This window comes from Actinomadura rugatobispora, assembly GCF_055379765.1.
The window spans coordinates 1,618,361-1,637,968 of record NZ_AP029191.1; the positions used below are offsets into that span (position 1 = coordinate 1,618,361).

Consider the following 19,608-nt stretch of genomic DNA (forward strand, 5'->3'; position numbering starts at 1 on the left):
CCCGGACGGCGGCGTCTCCGGCCGAGGACCGGACGGACGCTCCCGCCCGCGGGCCCCCTCACGTCCGATCACTTCTCCAGTAACGCACATTTTCCTGAACGACCGTCGCCGGGCGACATGAGCGGGCACCATGGGTCATTGAGCGATCACACTAAGTGAAGAGCGAGGATGGATGTTCGATCAGGAAGCCCGTCTGGAACGCCTGCTGGCCCGCCATTCGGACGCCGTCGTCGTCGAGCCGATGCCGGGCCGCCGCGCGCTGATCCGCCGCGACCAGCTCCTGGTCGCCGAGCGCGACGCGCCCGCCGCGCAGGAACTGGTCCGCCGCTGGCACGACTCCAGCCATGACGAGCACGGCGTGACCAGCCTGCGGCTGCGCGCCCCCGCCAAGGTCGACGTGTGCGAGCTCGTGGCGGGCCTGGGCCGCGACGGCCGGCACCGCAGGCTGAGCCTGTCCCCCAACCACCTGGTGCACGGCCAGCCCATGTGGTGGAGCGGGCCGGCCGACCTGCCCCGCCCGGCGAAGCCCCTGCCCGCGCCGCACGCCGCGGCCGCGCGCCGCGAGGTCACGGTCGCCGTGCTCGACACCGGGTTGTCGCCCCACCCCTGGTACGAGGACGCCGACTGGTTCGCCGAGCAGCGCGCCGAGGTCGCGGAGATCCTCGACTCCGATCTGGACTTCGAGCTGGACGCCCAGGCCGGACACGGCACGTTCATCGCCGGGGTGCTGCTGCGGCACGCGCCGACCGCGCGGCTGTGCGCCCACCGGGTCATCGGCGGCGACGGCGTGGGCGACGAGCTGGACATCATCCGGGCGCTGGCCCGGGTGGTGGCCCGGGGCGGGGCCGACGTGGTCAACCTCTCGATCGGCTGCCACACCTTCGACGACCGGCCGTCCCCCCTGATGGCCCGCGCCGTGGCCGCGCTCGGCCGCCGCACCGTCGTGGTGGCCTGCGCCGGGAACACCGGCGGCGACCGCCCGTTCTGGCCCGCCGCGCTCAAGCAGGTCATCGGGGTGGCGGCGCTGGGCCGCGACGGCACGGACCGCGCCTGGTTCTCCAACTACGGCTGGTGGGTGGACGCCTGCGCGCCGGGCGAGGACATCGCCAGCAGCTACGTCTACTTCGACGGACCGCGTCCGGGGATGCGCGGCGTCGACCCCGACGAGTTCCGCGGGTTCGCGACCTGGAGCGGCACGTCGTTCGCGACCCCCGCCGTGGCGGGACGGATCGCGGGGCTGGCCGCCGCGGAGGGGATCGAGGCGGCGGAGGCCGCCGACCGCGTGCTGGCCCCCTCGTCCCACCGCGCCCTGCCCGACCTGGGAGTCGTCGTGGACACCCCGTGCGAGGCGACGTGACCGTCCACGACAAACCGACGACGGCGCCGCGCGCGGAGGACGAACCGGCGGAAGACGTCGGAGCGCTGGTCGTCCGCGCGCGGGCGGGAAACGGGGCGGCCTGGACGCGGCTGGTCGAGCGCTACAGCAGGCTGCTCTGGTCGATCACGCGCTCCTACGGCCTGGGCACGGCGGACGCCGGCGACGTGGTGCAGACCACCTGGCTGCGGCTTGTCGAGCGGATCGACCAGATCCAGGAGCCCGCCGCGGTCGGACGCTGGCTGGTGGTGACCGCCCGCCGGGAGAGCCTCCGCACGGCCCGCCGCGCCTCGGCGCACCGTGAGCTGATCGCCGACGACGTGCTGGCCGCACCCGTGTACACCACCCCCGAGGAACGGGCGCTGGCGCGGGAACGGCTCGGGCAGGTCGCCGTCGCGCTGGAGGCGCTGCCGCGACGCTGCCAGGTGCTGCTGCGGCTGCTGGCGGTCGCACCGAGCTACGCGGAGCTGTCGGCGGCCCTGGAGATGCCGCTGGGGAGCATCGGCCCGACCCGTGCCCGCTGCCTCGACCGCCTGATGCGAAGGCTCGCCTCATGAGCGACGAGCTGCTGGCCCGGATACGAGCGACGTTCCAGGCGATCGATCCGGTGCCGGGCGAGGTCCTGGCCGCGGCACGATCGGCGCTGGCGTGGCGGGTGCCGGGGGCGATGCTGGCCGAGAACTCCGGAGACGCCCCGAGCGCCGCGGGGCCGGGCGTGCGGGCCGGCGGCGACGGCACCCGTTCCCTGACGTTCACCGCGCCCGGCCTGGCCATCGAGCTGGAGATCGGCGGGACGGGACGGACACGGGAGATCGTCGGCCGGGTGGCCCCGCCGGTGGCCGCCCGGGTGCGCGTCCGGCATCTGGCGCTGGTACCCGAACAGCCCACGGCCGAGGCCGACCGCGCGGGCCAGTTCGTCCTGCCCGACCTACCGGAGGGCCTGGTCAGCCTCGTCTTCCTGCTGCCGGACGACACGTCCGTAGTGACCAGCTGGATCCGCCTGTGACCACCGGACCCCAAACCAAGCAACGCGAATCCGGGGAGCGCGAGACTGCGAAAAGGGCAGCTGACGATGGGGCGGAGGAGTTGCTGCGGCTGGCGATGTCCGACCCGGCCACCGCGTATGCCAGCGCACGGGCCTTCCTGTCCCGTGCGGGCACCGCCTCCTCAGGACGGGCCATGGTCATCGCGTTGCGCGCCGCAGGGCTGGCCGCCAAGGAACTGGGCCGACTGCAGGAAGGCATAGGTCTGCTCAACGAGGCCCTGGCACGCGCGCAGGGTTATGAGGCCGCCCTCGTACGGATGAACCTCGTCGGCCTGCTCTCCGCGCGTGGCGACTTCCATGGGGCGCTGGCCGAAGGGGCTCGTGCGGAGGGTGTTCTGCAGGGCGCCGACGCGGACCGGCTGGCGGCCAATATCGCCTGTGCGCTGGCTCGTGCGGGACGGGTTCCCGAGGCCGATGCCGTCGCGTCCCAGACCCTCCCCCGTCTTCGCCGGCAGCACGACCCCGTGACGCTGACCGGGCTCCTCACCAACCTCGGCCTGGCGCGTGCCCTTCGCGGCGACCTCGACACCGCCGAGGCGGCCCTCACCGAGGCCGTCACCGTGGGAGAGGACGCGGGCCTGTGTCACGTCGCCGCGATGGCCCGGGGCAACCTCGCCTTCGTCGCGTCCAGGCGCGGCGACGTCCCCCGGGCGCTGCGCCTCTTCGCCGCCGCCGAGCCCAGGCTGACGCCCGAACGCGTCGCGCAGTGCCGTTTCGATGTCGCCGAGACCTTGATCCAGGCGGGGCTGCCCGGCGAGGCGCGTCCCCTCCTGGAGGCCACGCTCGTCGAGGTGACCGCCAACGGCTACCGGTGCGACGTCGCCGACGGCCTCCTGCTGCTGGGGCACGCCGAGCTGGCCGACGGCGACCCGGAGCACGCCGCGGCGACCGCCGAACGCGCCCGCGCCGCCTTCGCCGACCACGGGCGCGCGGGCTGGATGCTGCTGGCCGAGCACCTCCTGCTCCGCGCCCGCTGGGCCGCGGGCGACCGTTCGGCGGTCTTCCTGCGCTCGGCGGTGGCGACGGCCGAGCGGCTGCAGGACCGGGGCTGGGCGGAGACCTCCGCCGAGGCCCGCGTGATCGCCGCCCGCATCGCCCTGTTCCTGGGCCGTCCCGCCGGTCACCTGCTGGAGCCGGTCACCCGCGCCCGCGACCACGGGCCCGCAGCCCTGCGCGCGGCGGCCTGGCACGCGACCGCGCTCGAACGGTCGGCGCGGCACGACGACGACGGCGCCCGTGCCGCGGTCCGGGCCGGGCTGCGTGTCGTGGAGGAGTACGCGGAGGTGTTCGGGGCGTTCGAACTGCGCGCCCGGGCCGCCGGTCTGGGCGCCGAGCTGGCCGACCTGGGCCTGCACGCGGCCCGGTCGCCGCGCGAACTCCTGTCGGCTGAGGAGCGACGCCGGGCCCTGGCGCGCCCGGCGTCGCTGCGGCCGCCGCGGGATCCGGTCCGGGCCGCGGCCCTCTCCGAACTCCGCACCCTGAGCGCCCGGCACGCCGCCGCCCTGGCCCACGCCCAAGCGCCCGCCGACGCGCTGTCCGGCCGCCTGGCCCAGTTGGAGACCGTGATCCGGGCCCGCACCCGGAGCCGTTCGGGCAGGGGCCCCGCGCAACGGCCTGCCCTCACCGGGCTGGCCTCGGCACTGGGACGGCGCGTGCTGGTCGAGCTGATCCGGGTCGGGGACGAGCTGCACGCCGTGACCGTCCGGGCAGGACGGCTGGAGCGCCATCGCCTGGGGCCGTACAAGCGGGTGGAGCAAGAGGCCCGCCTGTGCCGCTTCGCCGCGCGTCGGCTCGTCGAGCGCGCCGATGACGACCCGCACAGCGGGTTGCTTCAAGCCATGTATCGCCTGGACGACCTGCTCCTAGCGCCGCTCAAGTCGGAGCTGTCCGGTGCAGGGGACGTCGTCCTCGCTCCTGTCGGACCTCTGCACGGCCTTGCCTGGGGCATGCTCCCGTCCCTGGAAGGACGGCCGTACACCGTCGTCCCATCGGCCGCGGCATGGCTTCAAGCGCACGCTGCGGACGCCACCCGCAAGCCCCGGCACGTGATGCTCGCCTCGGGCCCCGGCCTGAAGCACGCCGAGCAGGAGGTCCGCATGCTCGTGGACCTGTATCCGGAGGCGCGAACGTACACGGGCGGCCGCGCCGAGGCGGAGACCGTACGGGACGCCCTCGACGGGGCCGACCTCGCCCACGTGGCCGCGCACGGCGAGTTCCGCGACGGCAACGTCCTGTTCTCCAGCCTCCGCCTGGCCGACGGCCCGCTGCTGCTGTGCGACCTGGAGGAGCTGGAGGCGCCGCCGCGGGTGGTCGTCCTGTCGGCCTGCGATCTGGGCCGCGCCGGGAGCCAGGACGCGGTGATCGGCATGGTCGGGGTCCTCCTCGCGCTGGGCACCGCCACGGTGATCGCCAGCGTGACCCCGGTGCGCGACGCCGACGCCCCGTCCTTCATGGCCGCCTTCCACGCCGCACTCGCCACCGGCCAGAGCCCCGCGCGGGCCCTGGCCGCCACACCGCGCCCGCCGGGCGTCACAGGCTTCAACTGCTACGGCGCAGGCTGACCCCACCCGGCCCGCCCCACCCACACCACCGACGTACCCGGCCCCCGCCCGCAGCCGGGGCTGGGGTGGGGGTGGGTCAGGTGTTGCCGGTGGCGACGGGGTTGGCCGGGTCGGTGATCCAGTCGGACCACGAGCCGACGTAGAGGGCGGCGGGGATGCCCGCCAGGGTCAGGGCGAGGATCTCGTGCGCGGCGGTGACGCCTGAGCCGCAGTAGGCGCCCACGTCGACGGCGTCGGTGGCGCCCAGTTCGGCGAAGCGCTCGCGGAGCAGCGCGGGTGGAAGGAAACGGCCGTCGACTCCGACGTTGCCCACGGTGGGGGCGTTGCGGGCGCCGGGGATGTGGCCCGCGACCGGATCGACGGGCTCGGTCTCGCCGCGGAAGCGCTCGGCCGCGCGGGCGTCCAGGAGCGTTCCGGCCTTGGCGAGTGAGGCGGCGCCCTCGGCGTCCAGGACGGGCAGCCGCGCGGGACGGGCGATGAAGTCGCCGGGCTTGACGGCGGGCTCCTCATCGGTGACGGGGCGTCCTGCCTCGTTCCAGGCGCGGAAGCCGCCGTCCAGCACGCGGACGCGATCGTGGCCGAAGTAGCGCAGTGTCCACCACAGCCGTGCCGCGGCGGTGGAGTCGGCGTCGTCGTAGACGACCACGAGGCGGTCGCCCGATACGCCGGCACGTCTCATCGCCGCCTCGAAATCGGCGGGCGCGGGCAGCGGGTGGCGTCCGCCGTCGCCCGGCGGTCCCGCCACGTCACGGTCCAGGTCGACGAACACGGCCCCGGGGAGATGGCCCTGCCGGTAGGAGTCGATCCCCGGCGGGCCCGCCAGGTGCCATCTCACGTCCAGCAGGACGGGCGGGGGATCGTGCCGGAGGAGCCGGGCCAGTGCGGGAACGTCGATGAGAGGGTGCACATCGTCAGTTTGACCCCCCTTGCCCGGATCCGGGAGGGGCGGAGTCGCGTTCGTCACGTCCCGAGCCTACGACGCCCGCACTGGACGGCGTTCCCGAGTTGGGGTTATCTTGGGGTCATAACCCCCATGTAACCCCAACTTCCGCGAAAGGGACCCGATGCCGAAGATCAACGTCTATCTGCCGGACGAGCTCGCCGAGGCGGTCAAGGAAACCGGAATCCCGGTCTCGGCGGTCTGCCAGCGGGCCCTCGAACAGGCCGTGCGGCGCGTGACGGCCATCCGCGAGACGGCGTCCACCACCTCCGACATCGCCGCCGCCATGGCCGAGCTGAACAGCTTCACCCAGCGCGCCCGAGCCGCCGTCACGCTGGGGCACGAGCAGGCCCGCACCGCGGGCGCCACCGAGATCGGCACCGAGCATCTCCTCGGCGGGCTCCTGGCCGAAGGCGGCAACCTGGCGCTGCAGGTGCTGCGCGCCCTCGACATCGACCCGGACCGGATCTGGAGCGAGATCGTCCGCGCGACCGGCGACGGCGGGCCCGTCCAGGACGACCCCGCGCTGCGCTTCGGCGCCCAGGCCGCCGCCGCGCTGGAGATGACCGTCACCGAGGCGACCTCGCTCGGCCACAACTACATCGGCTGCGAGCACCTGCTGCTCGGCCTCATCAGCGAACCGGACGGGCCCGCGGGCCGCATCCTGCGCTCCCTCGGCGCCGAGCCCCGGCTGGCCAGGCGCGCGGTGAACGCCGCCCTCGCCGGCTACGTCCACCTCCGCGCCCAGACCGCCGCGCCCGCGCAGCCGGTGGCCGGAGCCGGTCAGGCCGGGCCGGAGATCCTGGCGGCGGCGATCCGGCAGGAGCTGGCACCGCTCGTCCAGCGCTTGGAGCGGCTCGAAGAGCGGCTCGACTGACCGGCGCCCCTGCGACGCTCGCCTAGGAGCGGGTGTGGGTGAGCAGCGGCACCATCAGTTCGGCCGGGACGAGCGAGCCGTGCATGCCCACCATCCGCTCCAGCCACGGCTCGCGTTCCGACGCCACGATGGCCAGATCGGTGTGGGGCACCGCGATGACATCGCCGATCCGGTCCAGGAGATCGGGGGCGACCGGGCCGAACCACCCCGCGGCCACCGCCTCGTCCCGCGGGCACACCCACGCCCTGTCGCCCAGCGTCTCCTCCCAGGCGGCCAGGACGTCGTCGTGGGCGCCCGGCTCGCTGTAGACGTACCGGGCCCGGGCGTCCCCTCCGACCAGGGCGACCCCCTGCTGGAGGGCCGGTGTGGTGTCGACGTCCACGCGTTCGGTGGGGTCGACCATGCCGTGGTCGGCGGTGACGTACAGGGCCGTCCCCGGCGGCAGCACGTCGGCGATCTGCTCGGTGAGGAGGTCGACGAACCGGAGGTGGTGCCGCCATTCCGACGACCCCACCCCGTACCGGTGGCCGGTGGAGTCGAGGTCGGCGTGGTAGACGGTGACGTAGGCCCGGTCACCCAGGCGCAGCGCGCGCTCGGCACGCCCCACGAGCTCTCCCAGGCCGTCGGCCCCCGCGTACTCCGCCCCGCGCACCGTCGCACGGGTCAGCCCGCTCCCCCGGTACATGCGCAGCGCCACGTAGGAGACCGCCACCCCGTCGGCCGCCGCGCGCTCGTACATGGTCGGAGCGGGCTGGAAGGTCTCCGGGTCGACCGAGTCGTCCTGCCAGCGCAGGCAGTTGAGCAGCCGCCCGGTGCCCGGGATCGCCACCTGGACGCCCAGCAGCCCGTGCCCGCCCGGCGGCAGCCCGGTGGCCAGCGACCCCAGGCTGGCCACGGTCGTGGCCGGGAACCCGGCGGTCAGCGTGCGGCTCGCCATCGAGGACAGGAACGGCGCCTGCGCGCGGTGCGCCGCCAGCAGGTCGCTGCCCAGCCCGTCGATGATCAGCACGCAGGCGCGCGGCAGCGCCTCCAAGCCCAGCACGTCGACCGCGCCCGGGACGCCGAGGGACGCCAGCACCGACGGAGGAAGGTCGGCGAGCGCCCCCGTTCCGTAGTGCGGGACCGGCGGGGCGCTCACTTGGCGGTCTCGGCCGAGAGCGCCTCGGCGAAGGCCAGCACCTGGGCGACCGCGTCCCGGCCGTCGGCGGCCTCGCTCACCCGCAGCGACAGGTCGTCGGCGGTGACGCTGCCGGTGTAGCCGTGGTCGGCCTCGCAGTTCTCGTCGCCGCAGGTCGCCGGCTCCAGGTCGATGTGGGCGATGGCGCCCCAGCCGATGGTCAGCACGACCTCCGTGGGCGGCACCCCCGGCACGTACGAGGCCGGGTCGGGCACCACCCGGGTCACGGCGACGGACTGGACGCGGTCCAGCTTGACCGCCTCGGTCGTGGTGGACGCGTGCGGCTGGGCCATGCCCTCGCCGGGCGGGTGCTCGTCGGTATGGCAGACCAGCAGCCGGGAGGCCGACAGCACCAGCACGGTCACGTGGCGCCGCACTTCCATCGCGGGGTCGAACGTCGCCTCGTGGTGCACCACGTAGGCGATCACCCGCTCGTCGCCTATCGCCGACTCGACCGCGTCCGCGACCAGTGCCGGGTAGTAACCGCTGCGCTCGATGGCCGTGCGCAAGCCGTTAGCCGTCGCTCGGGTTTCCCTCATGGCCCCATCCTGCCCTGTCCCGGGTGGGCTGCGCACATGCCGTCCCCCCAACGTGGTCATTTGGGTCCCCTATGGGTAGGGGAGGTGCATGTTAGATCGCGATCCGCTGCCTTCTCCACCCCCGGTTCCGCCGCCCACCCCGGACCCGGCTCCTCCCCCTCAGCCGCCGGTGCCGCCTCCGGTCCCGCCCCCCGGCCCCACGCCGCAGCCTCCGCCGCGCCCGCCGCAGCCCGTCCCGCCGGGACCCGCACCCGACCCCGTACCGCCGACCCCGGAGCCGCAGCCGGTGCCGCCGGGACCCGGCCCCGAGCCCGAGCCGCCGGGACCGGCCCCCGATCCGGTCCCGCCCACGCCGGAACCCAGCCCTCCCAACCCACCGGACTGATCCGCCCGGCGATGCGGTCGGCGTACGTCGGCCGACAGTGGACGGGGTGGCCGGTGAGGGAGTTCTAGGGGAGACGGCGGGGGCCTAGTTCGGGGCGAGGGCCTCTGGGGCGTTCCAGGCGCAAGGTCACCTCGCGTACGGCGATGCCCGAGGTACCCACGATGACGGGGTCGAGTTCCAGCCTCGCCACCTCGGGCAGGTCGTCGCCAAGGCGGGACACCCGCAGGAGCAGTTCCTCCAGGGCGGGCACATCGACAGGCTCCGCGCCGCGGTGACCTAGGAGAAGGGGCGCCGTGCGAATCGCGCGCACCAGTTCGGCCGCCTCGACGTCGGTCAAGGGAGCCAGGCGGTAGGCACGGTCGTCCAGCAGCGCCGCCGTCTCATCGGCCAGGCCGAACGACACGACCGCCCCGAACGAGGCGTCCTCCATGGTGACGATGCGCGCCGGAACGCCGTCGCCCAGAGATCCGGCGTCGTCCTTGTCGACGATCGTGACCCCGTAGCAGGCCAGCAGCTCGGCCGCCTGCTCTGGGGTGGCCGTCACCGGGGCGCCCGAATCCAGCCATTCGCCGACCAGCGCCCGCGCGCGCTTGCGATCGGTGTCCGCCAGCTCTGGGACGGTGCCCTGCGGGCGCTGCCGCCACTGCGCGTACCTGATGACATAGGCCAGAGCCCGTACCGCGTCCTCCGGCGCCGGGTACGAGGGGATCGACCCCTCCGCCGCCGTCCCGTCGGGGCCGAGGACGCGCAGTTCCTCCGGCATGCCCTCGGAGCCCAGGTAGGTCGCCACGATCGGCTTGGAGCTTCCGGTGGCCAGCCGCAGCAGCTTCTCCGGCACCCGGACGTCGTAGCCGCCGATCGTGGGCGGGGTGAACAGCGCCACGACGGCGTCCACGCTCTCGTCCTCCAGCGCCCCGGCGAGCGCCGCCTCGTACTCGTCGGCTCCGGCGCGGGGGCCGAGGTTGACGGGGGCGCCGACGTCCAGGCCGAGGGCCACGGCGGCGTCCTGGGCGAGCAGGCCCAGCGAGTCGGAGTTGTCGATGATCGCGATGCGGTCGCCGGAGGGCAGCGGCTGGTAGGCCAGCAGCTGGGCCACGTCGAACAGCTCCGACAGGTCCTCCACCCGGATCACGCCCGCCTGGGCGAACAGCGCGCTGACCGCGTGGTCGGGCAGGCTCAGCGCCTGGGCGGCGTGCCCGATCGGGATGCCCTGGGTGCTGCGGCCGCTCTTGACCGCCACGATCGGCTTGCGGCGGCTGAGGCGGCGCGCCAGCCGCGCGAACTTGCGGGGGTTGCCCAGCGACTCCAGGTACAGCAGGACCGCCTTGGTGGCCGGGTCCTCCTCCCAGTACTGCATCAGGTCGTTGCCCGACACGTCCGCCCGGTTGCCGGCCGAGACGAAGGACGACAGGCCCAGGCCGCGTTCGGCCGTGCGCTGCAGGATCGCGATGCCCAGCGCGCCCGACTGCGAGAAGAAGCCGACCGGCCCCCTGCCGGGCATGGTGGGGGCGAGGGTCGCGTTCAGGCGCACCTCGGGGTCGGTGTTGGCGATCCCGAGGCAGTTGGGACCGACCACGCGCATCCCGTAGGCGCGGGCCAGCCGGACCAGCTCCTCCTGCCGCGCCCTGCCCTCCGGGCCCGTCTCCCCGAAACCGGACGACACCACGATGAGGCCGCGCACGCCCTTGCTCGCGCACTGCTCGACCACCTCGTGCACGGAGTCGGCCCGCACGGACACCACGGCCAAGTCGATGTCGTCGGGGATGTCCAGGACCGAGGTGTAGGCCCGCACCCCCGCCACAGCGGTGGCGGTGGGGTGCACCGGGTAGACGGGCCCGGTGAAGTCTCCGCGCAGCAGGTGCCGCATCACGGTCTGCCCGACGCTGTGGGCGGCCCGGCTCGCGCCGACCACCGCCACCGACCCGGGGAACAGCAGCCGCTGGATCGACCGGGACTCGGCGCGGTGCTCGCGGGCCGCCATCACCTCCACCGCCGTCTCGGTCGGCTCCAGGTCCAGCCGCATCTCGATCACGCCGTCCTCGAACCGCTGCTCGGCCCGGTACCCGACCTCCCGGAACACCCGGGTCATCCGCCGGTTGTCGGGCAGCACGCTCGCCACGAACCGGTCGACCCCGCACTCCCTGGCCGCGGCCGCGATGTGCTCCAGCAGCACCGCGCCCAGGCCCCGCCCCTGGTGGGCGTCCTCGACCAGGAAGGCCACCTCGGCCGTGCCGGGACGGTCGGACAGCCGGTCGTAGCGGACCACCGCCACCATCGACCCGCCGATCGTCGCGATCAGCGCGACCCGGCGGTCGTGGTCGACGTTGACGAAGTGCTCGATCTCACGGTCGGACAGCTTCGGCCGCGGCGAGAAGAACCGGTAGTAGATCGACTCGGGCGACAGCCGGGCGTAGAAGGCGCGCAGCAGGTCGGCGTCGCCGCTCCGGATGGGACGCAGATGCGCCGTCCCGCCGTCGGTGAGGACGACGTCGGCCTCCCAATGATCCGGATAACGCTCGCTCACGTACCCGAGGTTATGGCACCTCGCCCACCTCCGCCTCCGTCACCATCCGGTGACCATGCGCAGGGAAAAACGCCGGGTTCCCTGGTTTCGCTGCGCGTTCGAGACCTATTCGGGGGGCAAGAACTGTTACGGTCGACCACACGCCCAGAATGCCGCTCGCGCGGGCCGTGTTGATCGAGGTGATGACTCCATGACGCGCGTGGTCGTGGTCGGCGATTTGATGACTGATACCGTGGCTCGTGCCGCATTTCCCCTGGCCAAGGGCAGCGACACGCCCGCCGCCGTGACGACGCACGGAGGCGGTTCGGGCGCCAACGTGGCCTCGTGGCTCGCCCTTGAGGGGGTCGAGGCCGCCTTCGTGGGCCGCCGCGGCTCCGACATCGCGGGCCGGAACCGGGACATGGAGCTCATGGGGTACGGCGTGGACGCCCGCCTGGTCATGGACCAGGAGCGGCCCACGGGGACCTGTGTGGTGCTGATCACCCATAAGGGTGACCGGACCATGCTGTCCGACCCCGGGGCCAACGCGGCACTCCTCCCGGAGGACATCGAACGCTGCAGAGACCTTTTCAACCAGGGAACCCACCTGCACCTTTCCGGGTACTCCCTGATCAACGAGGGGTCGAGGAAGGCCGCCGTCCACACCTTGGAACTGGCCCGCAAGGCCCAGATGTCCATTTCGGTGGACGCGGGCTCCTCGTCCCCGCTCAAGCGGATGGGAGCCGAACCGTTCCTGGAGTGGACGCAGGGCGCCCGGCTGCTGGTGGTCAACGCCAAGGAGGCCGAGGTGCTGACCGGGCGGGACACGCCCGACCAGGCCGCCAAGGTACTCACCGCCTGGTACCCGCAGGTCGTGATCATGAACGGTGGTGACGGGGCGCTCTGGTACACCAACGGCCGTCCCGAGCCGGTCACCGTCGCCGCCGAACCGGTCGACAAGATCATCGATGGTACGGGCGCCGGGGACGCGTTCGTCGCGGGCTTCCTCCCGGTGTGGCTGGACGGCAAGCCGCCGGCCGAGGCGCTGAACGCCGGGTGCCGCCTGGCCGCCCGCGCCATGCAGCACCTGGGCGCCCGCCCGACCCTCGACGTGGTCGACAACCAGATCAAGAACTGACCGCTCGGCTGGAGGGCCCGGCGCCGCAAGGCCCCGGGCCCTTCGCCATGCCCACACCCCGTGGCCGCCGTGAGCCCGGCCCGCGCACGGTCACCAGCGGCGGCCGACGCTTGAGGCCGACGCTTGAGGCCAGCGCTCGCGCTGCCGCGCGCCGAGCAGCGCCGTCCTGAGTCCCCGGGGGTTGGCGCTAGCTGCCGGCGGCGAGCGCCGGTCGCGCCCCGGCGGCTCGGGCGGCGGCGCGGGGCGCCGAGAACAAGGGCGGGCGCGCCTACCCGCGACGTCTACCGGCGCGCCGATCCACGGCGCCGGCCCACGGCGCTCGCCCGGCGGTTCGCCCCGACGACGGGCATGTGTGGCGCGCCGGATCCGCGTACGAGCGCACCCGAGTCGGCGCCGCCCGGCGGCACCCCGCGCCACCGGGGTTCCGCAGCCGCAATGACATCGCTTGGCGATTGCCCGGTGACGCTCGCCCACGCGGCCCGGCCGTTCGGCGGCCCCCGCCCGGCGCGCGGTCGGGGTGGTGGATCTCGCCCTCATGGTCGGCCGCCGCGAGCCGAATGCGGCACGGCGACCCGCCAAGGCGCCGTTGAGACCCGCGCGTGTCCATCTGGCTAGCGCGGGCGGGCTTCCCGGCGCGCCGGCGCCGGGAGCCGCCGAAGATCCGGGAAGGCCAGCCGCCGTTGCCGCAAGGCCAAGCGCGGCGACCCGCCGCACCGCGGGCCCGGCTCCGGGACGCCGTTGGCCATGCCCTCCAGCGAAGTACAGGAGCCGGGAGCCGCCGAAGATCCGGGGAGACCGGCCGCCGTTACCGCACGGCCAAGCGCGGCGCGCCGCAGCGCGGCGACCCGCCGGACCTCAGGCTGGCTCGCGCGGGCAGGCTTCCCGGCGCGCCGGCGCCGGGAGCCGCCGAAGATCCGGGAAGACCGGCCGCCGTAGCCGCACGGCCAAGCCGCAGCGCGCCGCAGCGCGGCGACCCGCCGCACCGCGGGCCCTGGCCCGGGGCGCTGGCGGCCGTGCTCTCCAGCGAGGTGCTGAAGTCGACCATGGGGCTCCTCGGCGGTGGCCGACGGCGGCCCAGCTCACCACGCGAACTCCGGCCTGAGCCTGGGTGAGAGCTGCGCTCCGTGCCATCTCCGTCTCTGGGGCGACGGCCAGGAGGACTCGCGCCGCTGTTCCTCGTCGTCATCGGCACGTTCGTCGCCGTCGTCGTGGACGCCCTGCCGGTCCGCTCCCTGCTCGTCCCGGCCACCATGCGCTTCACGGGCGCCGCCGCCCGCATGGATCTCCGCGAAATCCCCTCGAAGCCGGCGGTGCCTTGTGGTCGCGCTGGCCAGCTCGCTGCGCTGGGGGGGCCGGCGATCAGCAGCGCGCGGCACCTCGGCGGGCGGCCGCGACAGGGCGCCAACGACGTGGTCCAGCGGCGTCCGGCCGGCGGGCCAGCAGGTAGGGCGGCGATGGTTGCGTGCCGGGGTGCTTGTGGCCTGGCGAGGGTTGTCGCGGGGTGGGGCCTGTGTCGTGGAGCGCTTAGGGCTGGGTCGTGTAGAGGCGGGCGTCCTCCTGCACGGCGTGCCACAGGCGGTTGAGCGGATGGCCCGTGTCGTAGCGTTCGAGGTCGGCCTTGCGCACGAACGCGCCGGTCATCAGCTCGGCCTTGGGCTCCAGGTCGTCGTGCAGGTCGAGGGTGCGCAGCGGCCGCTCCCCCGGCTCGACCCGCTCGGCCATGCGGCGGCCGATCGAGGCCGTGACGATCATGCAGCCGCGGACGAAGCCGGAGCGCAGCAGCGAGAACCCGTAGTGCACGTCGTCGATGTCGGCGACGACGTTGAGCCGCTCCCGGAAGCCCGGCCCGTACCAGCAGGCCAGGAAGTCGGCGATCAGCCCGGCCGGCGGGACCACCAGCGGCAGGCCCGCCAGGTCGCTGGTGCGCGCCGTGTCGCCGGGCAGCTCCGGCTCGCCCAGATTGGTGAGCAGCATCGCCCGGCCGCGCGCGTACTCCACCACCTCGTGGTCGCGCAGCCTCCGGTCGCCGTCGGGGGTGCTGACGATCGTGCCGCAGATCAGGTCCATCTCCTTGGACTCCAGCCGCGACCACAGGTCCTTGGTCCGCACGTGCACGACCTTGAACTCCACCTCGCGCTGCCGCAGTTCCTCGGCCACCAGGTCCCAGGCGCGGGACACGATCGGCAGGGTGAACTCGGTGGTGCCCACGGTGATCATCCGGCCGAGGCGGCGGCGGCTCAGGTGCACCGCGTCCAGCCACTCCCGCAGCGTCTCCCGCGCCAGCCGCGCCGCGCCCTCGCCGGTCGGGGTGAACAGGAAGTCCTTGCCCCGCCCCTGCCGCAGCGTGAGCACCTCCCCGCACAGCGCCTGGCAGTTGCGGTTGAGCGTGTCGAGCTGCTTCTGGACGCTGGACTGCTCGCGGCCGAGGGCGCGGGCGGCCCGCAGCGCCGAGCCCGTCTCGTACACCACCAGCAGCGTCCGCAGCTGGTCGAAGGTGGTGTCCAGCAACCCGGGCGGGCAGTCGAGGAGCTCGTCGAGCAGCGGACGGGCGGGGGACGGCAAAGAGGACGACACGGACACGGACGGTACTACCCCGCCGGATCGGCGGGCGACGACCTCGCCAAATGGCCGCTCGGCCATTCCAAGGGGAACTGATGACAATTACCCCCGAACTAATCTCTAGATGTTCTCCCAAACAGCTGGACGATCTTTACTGACCTCTAGAACACTTTTCTCCCGTTGCCCGGGGCCGCGCACGGCCCCGTCCCACCGCCCACCCGCACCGGCAGGGCACCTGCGCGCGACCCACGAGGGGCGGTCACGCGCGGGGTCTCGTCCTCTCGTTCTGGGGAACGGGCCTGCCGGGGCGGTGAAGGGTTTGGTGAGGAAGTCCGTGATCGCGGGTCATGTGGTCACGGCGAGGGTCAGGGGGAGGACGGCCGGGGCGCCGGCTTCGCGGAGGCGGCGGGCGGCCACGGTCATGGTCCAGCCGGTCTCCATCCGGTCGTCGACCAGCAGGATCGGGCCGTCCGCCTCGCGGACGGCGGCGGCGACGTCGTCGGGCAGGGTCAGAGCGTGCCAGACCGAGCGCAGGCGCTGGGCGCTGTTGTGGCGGCGCGGGATCGGCTCACCTAGGGGGACGAACCCGCCCAGGTAGGGCAGCCGGCCGATCTCCGCCAGCCGCCGCCCCAGGCCCTCGACCAGGCGAGGGCGGGTGTGGGAGCCGATGGTGACCACGCCCGCCGGACGGCTGGACCAGTCCCAGGCGGCCAGGACCTTCACCACGGCGTCGAACATCTCCGGGGAGACGTCGGTGTCGGACCCGGCGAACAGCTCGCGGAGCCGGTTGCCCCAGCCGATGTCGGTGAGGCGGCCCAGGGCCCGGCCGGGCTCGGCCTGGTGGTCGGGGGCGATGCGGCCGGAGACGCCGAGGTCGTCCTTGACCCCGGTGGGCCACATGCGGCGCGGGGCGACCTCCACGCCGGGACGGCGCAGCCGGTCGCGGGCCTTGGCGGCGCCCGCCTCGGACACCTCGGCGGGCCAGTGCCGGCCGGTGCAGTTGTCGCAGCGGCCGCACGGACCGGCCGCGGGGTCGTCCAGCTGGCGGCGCAGGAACTCCTCGCGGCAGCCCTCGGTGGCGAGGTAGTCGAGCATGGCGCGCTGCTCGCGGGTGCGCTCGCCGGCCACCCGCTCGTACCGTTCGCGGTCGTAGGACCAGTCCCGGCCGGTGGCCGTCCAGCCGCCCTTCACCCGGCGGACGGCACCGTCGACGTCCAGGACCTTGAGCATCATCTCCAGGCGGGCCCGGCCCAGGTCGACGCGGGGCTCCAGGGCGCCGGTGGACAGCGGGCGGCCCGCCGCCTCCAGCACGTCGAGCGTGGCCCGCACGACCGGTTCCGGGGGGAACGCCAGGCTGGCGAAGTAGGCCCAGATGTCGCGGTCCTCCCGGCCGGGGAGGAGGATCACCTCGGCGCGGTCGACGCCGCGTCCGGCACGGCCGATCTGCTGGTAGTAGGCCACCGGCGACTGCGGGGCGCCCACATGGACGATGAAGCCCAGGTCGGGCTTGTCGAAGCCCATGCCCAGGGCGCTGGTGGCGACCAGGGCCTTGAGCTTGTTGTCGAGGAGGTCGCGCTCGGCCTGGAGCCGCTCGGCGGGATCGGTCTGGCCGGAGTAGGCGGCCACCTCGTACCCGCGGTCGCGCAGGTAGCCCGCGATCTCGTGGGCGGCGGCGACGGTGAGGGTGTAGACGATGCCCGAGCCGGGGAGCGTGCCGAGATGCTCGCCCAGCCAGGCGATCCGGCGTTCGGGCTCGGCGAGCCGCACCACGGCCAGGTGCAGCGAGTCGCGTTCGAGGGCGCCGCGCAGCACCAGCGCGTCGTCGGCGGCCAGCTGCTCGGCGACGTCCTGGGTGACGCGGGCGTTGGCGGTCGCCGTGGTGGCCAGCACGGGGATGCCCGGCGGGAGCTCGGCCAGCAGGGTGCGCAGGCGCCGGTAGTCGGGGCGGAAGTCGTGGCCCCAGTCGGAGATGCAGTGCGCCTCGTCGACCACGACCAGGCCCGCCCCGGCGGCGAGCTTGGGCAGCACCAGGTCGCGGAAGTCGGGGTTGTTGAGCCGCTCGGGGCTGACCAGCAGCACGTCCACCGCGCCCGCCTCGACCTCGGCGAAGATCGGCTCCCAGTCGTCGGTGTTGGCGGAGTTGATCGTCCGGGCGTGGATCCCGGCCCGGGCGGCGGCGTCGATCTGGTTGCGCATCAGCGCCAGCAGCGGCGAGACGATCACCGTGGGGCCGGCGCCGCGGCCGCGCAGCAGCCGGGTCGCGACGAAGTAGACGGCGGACTTGCCCCAGCCGGTGCGCTGCACGACCAGCGCCCGGCGCCGCCCGACGACCAGCGCGTGGATCGCGGTCCACTGGTCGTCGCGCAGCCGCGCGCCCTCCCCCGCCAGGGCGCGCAGGCAGCGCTCGGCCTCGGCGCGCAGCCCGTCGTCGGAGGCGGGGTCGGCGGGGCCCGGCGGAGTCTCGGGAAGGCTCATTCGTCCTTGCTACCAGCCGCCGCCGACGGCATGCACCCGAACCCGATTCTGGGGACAACTCTCCCCTCCCCGCTGGATTGAGCATGATCCCCAAACGGGTAGCCTTCCGTCGAATTCGGTGCCGGGAACGGACGGAGGCGTAGGACCGGGAATGAGGCGGGCGACGGAGCGCTTGCGGCGGACCTGGCAGGTCCTGATGGACGGCTCGCCACCGGAACCCCCGGAGGACGAACCCAGCGAGATCGTCAACGCACGGGTGATCGACCTCGTGCTGCGCGTGGGGGAACTGCTGCTGGCCAGCGGCGAGTCCACCGAGCGGGTGAACGAGGCGATGCTCGGCCTGGCGGTGGCCTACGAACTGCCCCGCTGCGAGGTCCAGGTCACCTTCACCAGCCTGCTGGTGTCGGCCCACCCGGGGGGCAGCGCGCTCCCGGTCACCGGGTCGCGCGCGATCCGGCGCCGCACCCCCGCGTACTGGCGGCTCACCGCGCTGCACCAGATCGTCCAGGAAGCCTCGATCGGGATGCTGGAGCTCGAAGAGGCGCACGCCCGCCTGGCCGCGATCAAGCGGGGCCGCGGCCCCTACCCGCCGTGGCTGCTGGTGGTGTCGTTCGGGCTGATCGCGGCGTCCGCCAGCGTGCTGGTGGGCGGCGGACCCCTGGTCGCCGCGACCGCGTTCGTGGCGACGATGCTGGGCGACCGCGCCGCCGCCGCCCTGGCGCGCCGGGGGATCGCCGAGTTCTTCCAGCTTCTCGTGGCCTCGTCGTTCGGCGCCACGGCCGCCGCGATGGTGGTGGCGATGGGCAGCCCCGCGCGCGCGTCCACGGTGGTGACCGGCGCGGTCCTCGCGCTGCTGCCCGGCCGCCCCCTGGTGGCGAGCATCCAGGACGGCATCACCGGCGATCTGGTGAGCGCGGGCGCGCGCATGCTGGAGGTGTTCTTCATCATCGCCGCGATCGTCGCCGGGCTGGGCGTGGTCGTGTACGTGGCGGTGAAGCTGAACGTGAACGTGAGCGTCGCCCACCTGCCCGAATCCCCCGCCCTCTTCGAGCCGGTGCCCGTGCTGGCGGCCGCGGCGGTGTCACTGGCGTTCGCGGTGTCCCTGGCCGTGCCCAAGGACGTGCTCGTCGCGGCGGCCCTGGGCGGCGGCGTGATCTGGGTCATGTACGTGCTCCTGCTCAACTGGAACGTGACCCCGGTCCTGGCCTCGGCCATCTCCGCCACCACCATCGGCCTGCTGGCCAGCATGCTGGCGCGCCGCCGGAACGCGCCCGTGCTGCCCTACGTCGTCCCGGCCATCGCGCCGCTGCTGCCGGGAACGCTCCTCTACCGGGGCATGGTCGAGCTGAACACGGGCGACCCGGAGGCGGGGGTGCTCAGCCTCATCGCCGCGCTGTCGGTGGCGCTGGCCCTGGGCGCGGGGGTCAACCTCGGCGGTGAACTCGTCCGGGCCTTCCAGCGGGTCGGGCTCAGCGCCTCGGGCCGCTGGGCGCGTCCCGCCGCCCGCCGCACCCGCGGCTACTGACCGTCCGGGCGATCGCTCGTCCGGCGGTCGCCCGGCACCGATTTTCCGGCGGTCCCCGAGACGGGTGGCCTCGCTGGTCAGAGCTTCAGAGGCCGATGGTTCCGGGGGACGCGGCGGGTTTCCGGCGGTCCGGCGGCGCGGAAATGTCAGTGGCGCCGGTTACGTTGCGGCACATGTACCGACAGGGAGACATCCTCATCGTTCCCGTCCCCGAGGACGAGATCCCCGCCGCCGCGCGCGGGCTGTCGCCGGCGCCCCGCGACGACCGCGGTCGCATGGTGCTCGCGCTGGGCGAGGCGACCGGCCACGCGCACGCCGTCGCGGCCCCCGGCGAGCTGCTGCGCGACGCCGATCCGCTGCGCCCCGACCATCTGCATCTCCCCCACGGCGGGCGCCTGGTGCACGAGGAGCACGCGGCGATCGCCCTCCCGAAGGGCTGGTTCCGCGTCATCCGCCAGCGCGAGTACGTGCCGGGCGCCGTCCGCGTCGTGGCCGACTGAGCCGGAGGC

14 protein-coding genes are annotated in these 19,608 nt (G+C 74.1%); 8 read left to right on the forward strand and 6 right to left on the reverse strand.

Annotated features, from left to right (window positions below; genetic code table 11):
• Positions 1-172 precede the first annotated feature (172 nt).
• The 4 genes from ACZ466_RS06645 to ACZ466_RS06660 all read left to right on the forward strand — a co-directional run bounded on the left by ACZ466_RS06645 (position 173) and on the right by ACZ466_RS06660 (position 4,981).
• The gene (locus ACZ466_RS06645; protein WP_378285943.1) at positions 173-1,357 is read left to right on the forward strand and encodes a S8 family peptidase; all 1,185 of its coding nucleotides are present in this window, start codon (positions 173-175) and stop codon (positions 1,355-1,357) included.
• Positions 1,342-1,932 (forward strand): RNA polymerase sigma factor, encoded by a 591-nt coding sequence (locus tag ACZ466_RS06650; protein WP_378285944.1) that lies wholly within the window; start codon positions 1,342-1,344, stop codon positions 1,930-1,932. Before ACZ466_RS06645 ends, ACZ466_RS06650 begins: the two co-directional genes overlap by 16 nt.
• Positions 1,929-2,381: a hypothetical protein gene (locus ACZ466_RS06655; RefSeq protein ID WP_378285945.1), complete on the forward strand. Its 453-nt coding sequence runs from the start codon at positions 1,929-1,931 to the stop codon at positions 2,379-2,381. The genes ACZ466_RS06650 and ACZ466_RS06655 overlap by 4 nt, the downstream gene beginning before the upstream one ends.
• 80 nt (positions 2,382-2,461) lie before the next feature.
• On the forward strand, positions 2,462-4,981 hold the full coding sequence (locus tag ACZ466_RS06660) for a CHAT domain-containing protein (protein WP_378285946.1): 2,520 nt from the start codon (positions 2,462-2,464) through the stop codon (positions 4,979-4,981).
• A 76-nt stretch (positions 4,982-5,057) separates the two neighbouring features.
• On the opposite strand, the gene ACZ466_RS06665 is transcribed toward ACZ466_RS06660, so the two are convergent.
• Positions 5,058-5,888 carry a sulfurtransferase gene (locus tag ACZ466_RS06665; RefSeq protein WP_378285947.1) on the reverse strand — a complete coding sequence of 277 codons (831 nt, stop codon included), beginning with the start codon at positions 5,886-5,888 and terminating at the stop codon, positions 5,058-5,060.
• Between the two features lie 157 nt (positions 5,889-6,045).
• Here ACZ466_RS06665 and ACZ466_RS06670 point away from each other — a divergent pair, with 157 nt between their 5' ends.
• A complete protein-coding gene (locus tag ACZ466_RS06670; RefSeq protein ID WP_378285948.1) occupies positions 6,046-6,798 on the forward strand; it encodes a Clp protease N-terminal domain-containing protein in 753 nt (250 codons plus the stop codon).
• A 22-nt stretch (positions 6,799-6,820) separates the two neighbouring features.
• On the opposite strand, the gene ACZ466_RS06675 is transcribed toward ACZ466_RS06670, so the two are convergent.
• The 3 genes from ACZ466_RS06675 to ACZ466_RS06685 all read right to left on the reverse strand — a co-directional run bounded on the left by ACZ466_RS06675 (position 6,821) and on the right by ACZ466_RS06685 (position 11,423).
• On the reverse strand, positions 6,821-7,936 hold the full coding sequence (locus tag ACZ466_RS06675) for an alkaline phosphatase family protein (protein ID WP_378285950.1): 1,116 nt from the start codon (positions 7,934-7,936) through the stop codon (positions 6,821-6,823).
• The gene (locus ACZ466_RS06680; RefSeq protein ID WP_378285951.1) at positions 7,933-8,514 is read right to left on the reverse strand and encodes a DUF5998 family protein; all 582 of its coding nucleotides are present in this window, start codon (positions 8,512-8,514) and stop codon (positions 7,933-7,935) included. The genes ACZ466_RS06675 and ACZ466_RS06680 overlap by 4 nt, the downstream gene beginning before the upstream one ends.
• 449 nt (positions 8,515-8,963) lie before the next feature.
• Positions 8,964-11,423 (reverse strand): bifunctional acetate--CoA ligase family protein/GNAT family N-acetyltransferase, encoded by a 2,460-nt coding sequence (locus tag ACZ466_RS06685; RefSeq protein WP_378285952.1) that lies wholly within the window; start codon positions 11,421-11,423, stop codon positions 8,964-8,966.
• 190 nt (positions 11,424-11,613) lie between these two features.
• On the opposite strand from ACZ466_RS06685, the gene ACZ466_RS06690 reads away from it, so the two are divergent.
• Positions 11,614-12,540 (forward strand): carbohydrate kinase family protein, encoded by a 927-nt coding sequence (locus ACZ466_RS06690; RefSeq protein ID WP_378285953.1) that lies wholly within the window; start codon positions 11,614-11,616, stop codon positions 12,538-12,540.
• 1,524 nt (positions 12,541-14,064) lie between these two features.
• Here ACZ466_RS06690 and ACZ466_RS06695 read toward each other — a convergent pair.
• Positions 14,065-15,114: a LysR family transcriptional regulator gene (locus ACZ466_RS06695; protein ID WP_378285954.1), complete on the reverse strand. Its 1,050-nt coding sequence runs from the start codon at positions 15,112-15,114 to the stop codon at positions 14,065-14,067.
• 330 nt (positions 15,115-15,444) lie between these two features.
• Complete coding sequence (locus ACZ466_RS06700; protein ID WP_378285955.1) at positions 15,445-17,574, reverse strand: RecQ family ATP-dependent DNA helicase; 2,130 nt, start codon at positions 17,572-17,574, stop codon at positions 15,445-15,447.
• Positions 17,575-17,725: 151 nt separating this feature from the next.
• On the opposite strand from ACZ466_RS06700, the gene ACZ466_RS06705 reads away from it, so the two are divergent.
• The gene (locus tag ACZ466_RS06705) at positions 17,726-19,099 is read left to right on the forward strand and encodes a threonine/serine exporter family protein (protein WP_378285956.1); all 1,374 of its coding nucleotides are present in this window, start codon (positions 17,726-17,728) and stop codon (positions 19,097-19,099) included.
• 173 nt (positions 19,100-19,272) lie between these two features.
• Entirely contained in the window at positions 19,273-19,599 is a 327-nt protein-coding gene (locus ACZ466_RS06710) for a hypothetical protein (RefSeq protein ID WP_378285957.1), read from the forward strand.
• Positions 19,600-19,608 lie beyond the last annotated feature (9 nt).

Coding starts and splice junctions, on each gene's coding strand:
- ACZ466_RS06645 (WP_378285943.1), top strand. CDS start 173: ATGTTCGATCAGGAAGCCCGTCTGGAACGCCTGCTGGCCCGCCATTCG.
- ACZ466_RS06655 (WP_378285945.1), top strand. CDS start 1,929: ATGAGCGACGAGCTGCTGGCCCGGATACGAGCGACGTTCCAGGCGATC.
- ACZ466_RS06670 (WP_378285948.1), top strand. CDS start 6,046: ATGCCGAAGATCAACGTCTATCTGCCGGACGAGCTCGCCGAGGCGGTC.
- ACZ466_RS06680 (WP_378285951.1), bottom strand. CDS start 8,514: ATGAGGGAAACCCGAGCGACGGCTAACGGCTTGCGCACGGCCATCGAG.
- ACZ466_RS06690 (WP_378285953.1), top strand. CDS start 11,614: ATGACGCGCGTGGTCGTGGTCGGCGATTTGATGACTGATACCGTGGCT.
- ACZ466_RS06700 (WP_378285955.1), bottom strand. CDS start 17,574: ATGAGCCTTCCCGAGACTCCGCCGGGCCCCGCCGACCCCGCCTCCGAC.
- ACZ466_RS06705 (WP_378285956.1), top strand. CDS start 17,726: ATGAGGCGGGCGACGGAGCGCTTGCGGCGGACCTGGCAGGTCCTGATG.
- ACZ466_RS06710 (WP_378285957.1), top strand. CDS start 19,273: ATGTACCGACAGGGAGACATCCTCATCGTTCCCGTCCCCGAGGACGAG.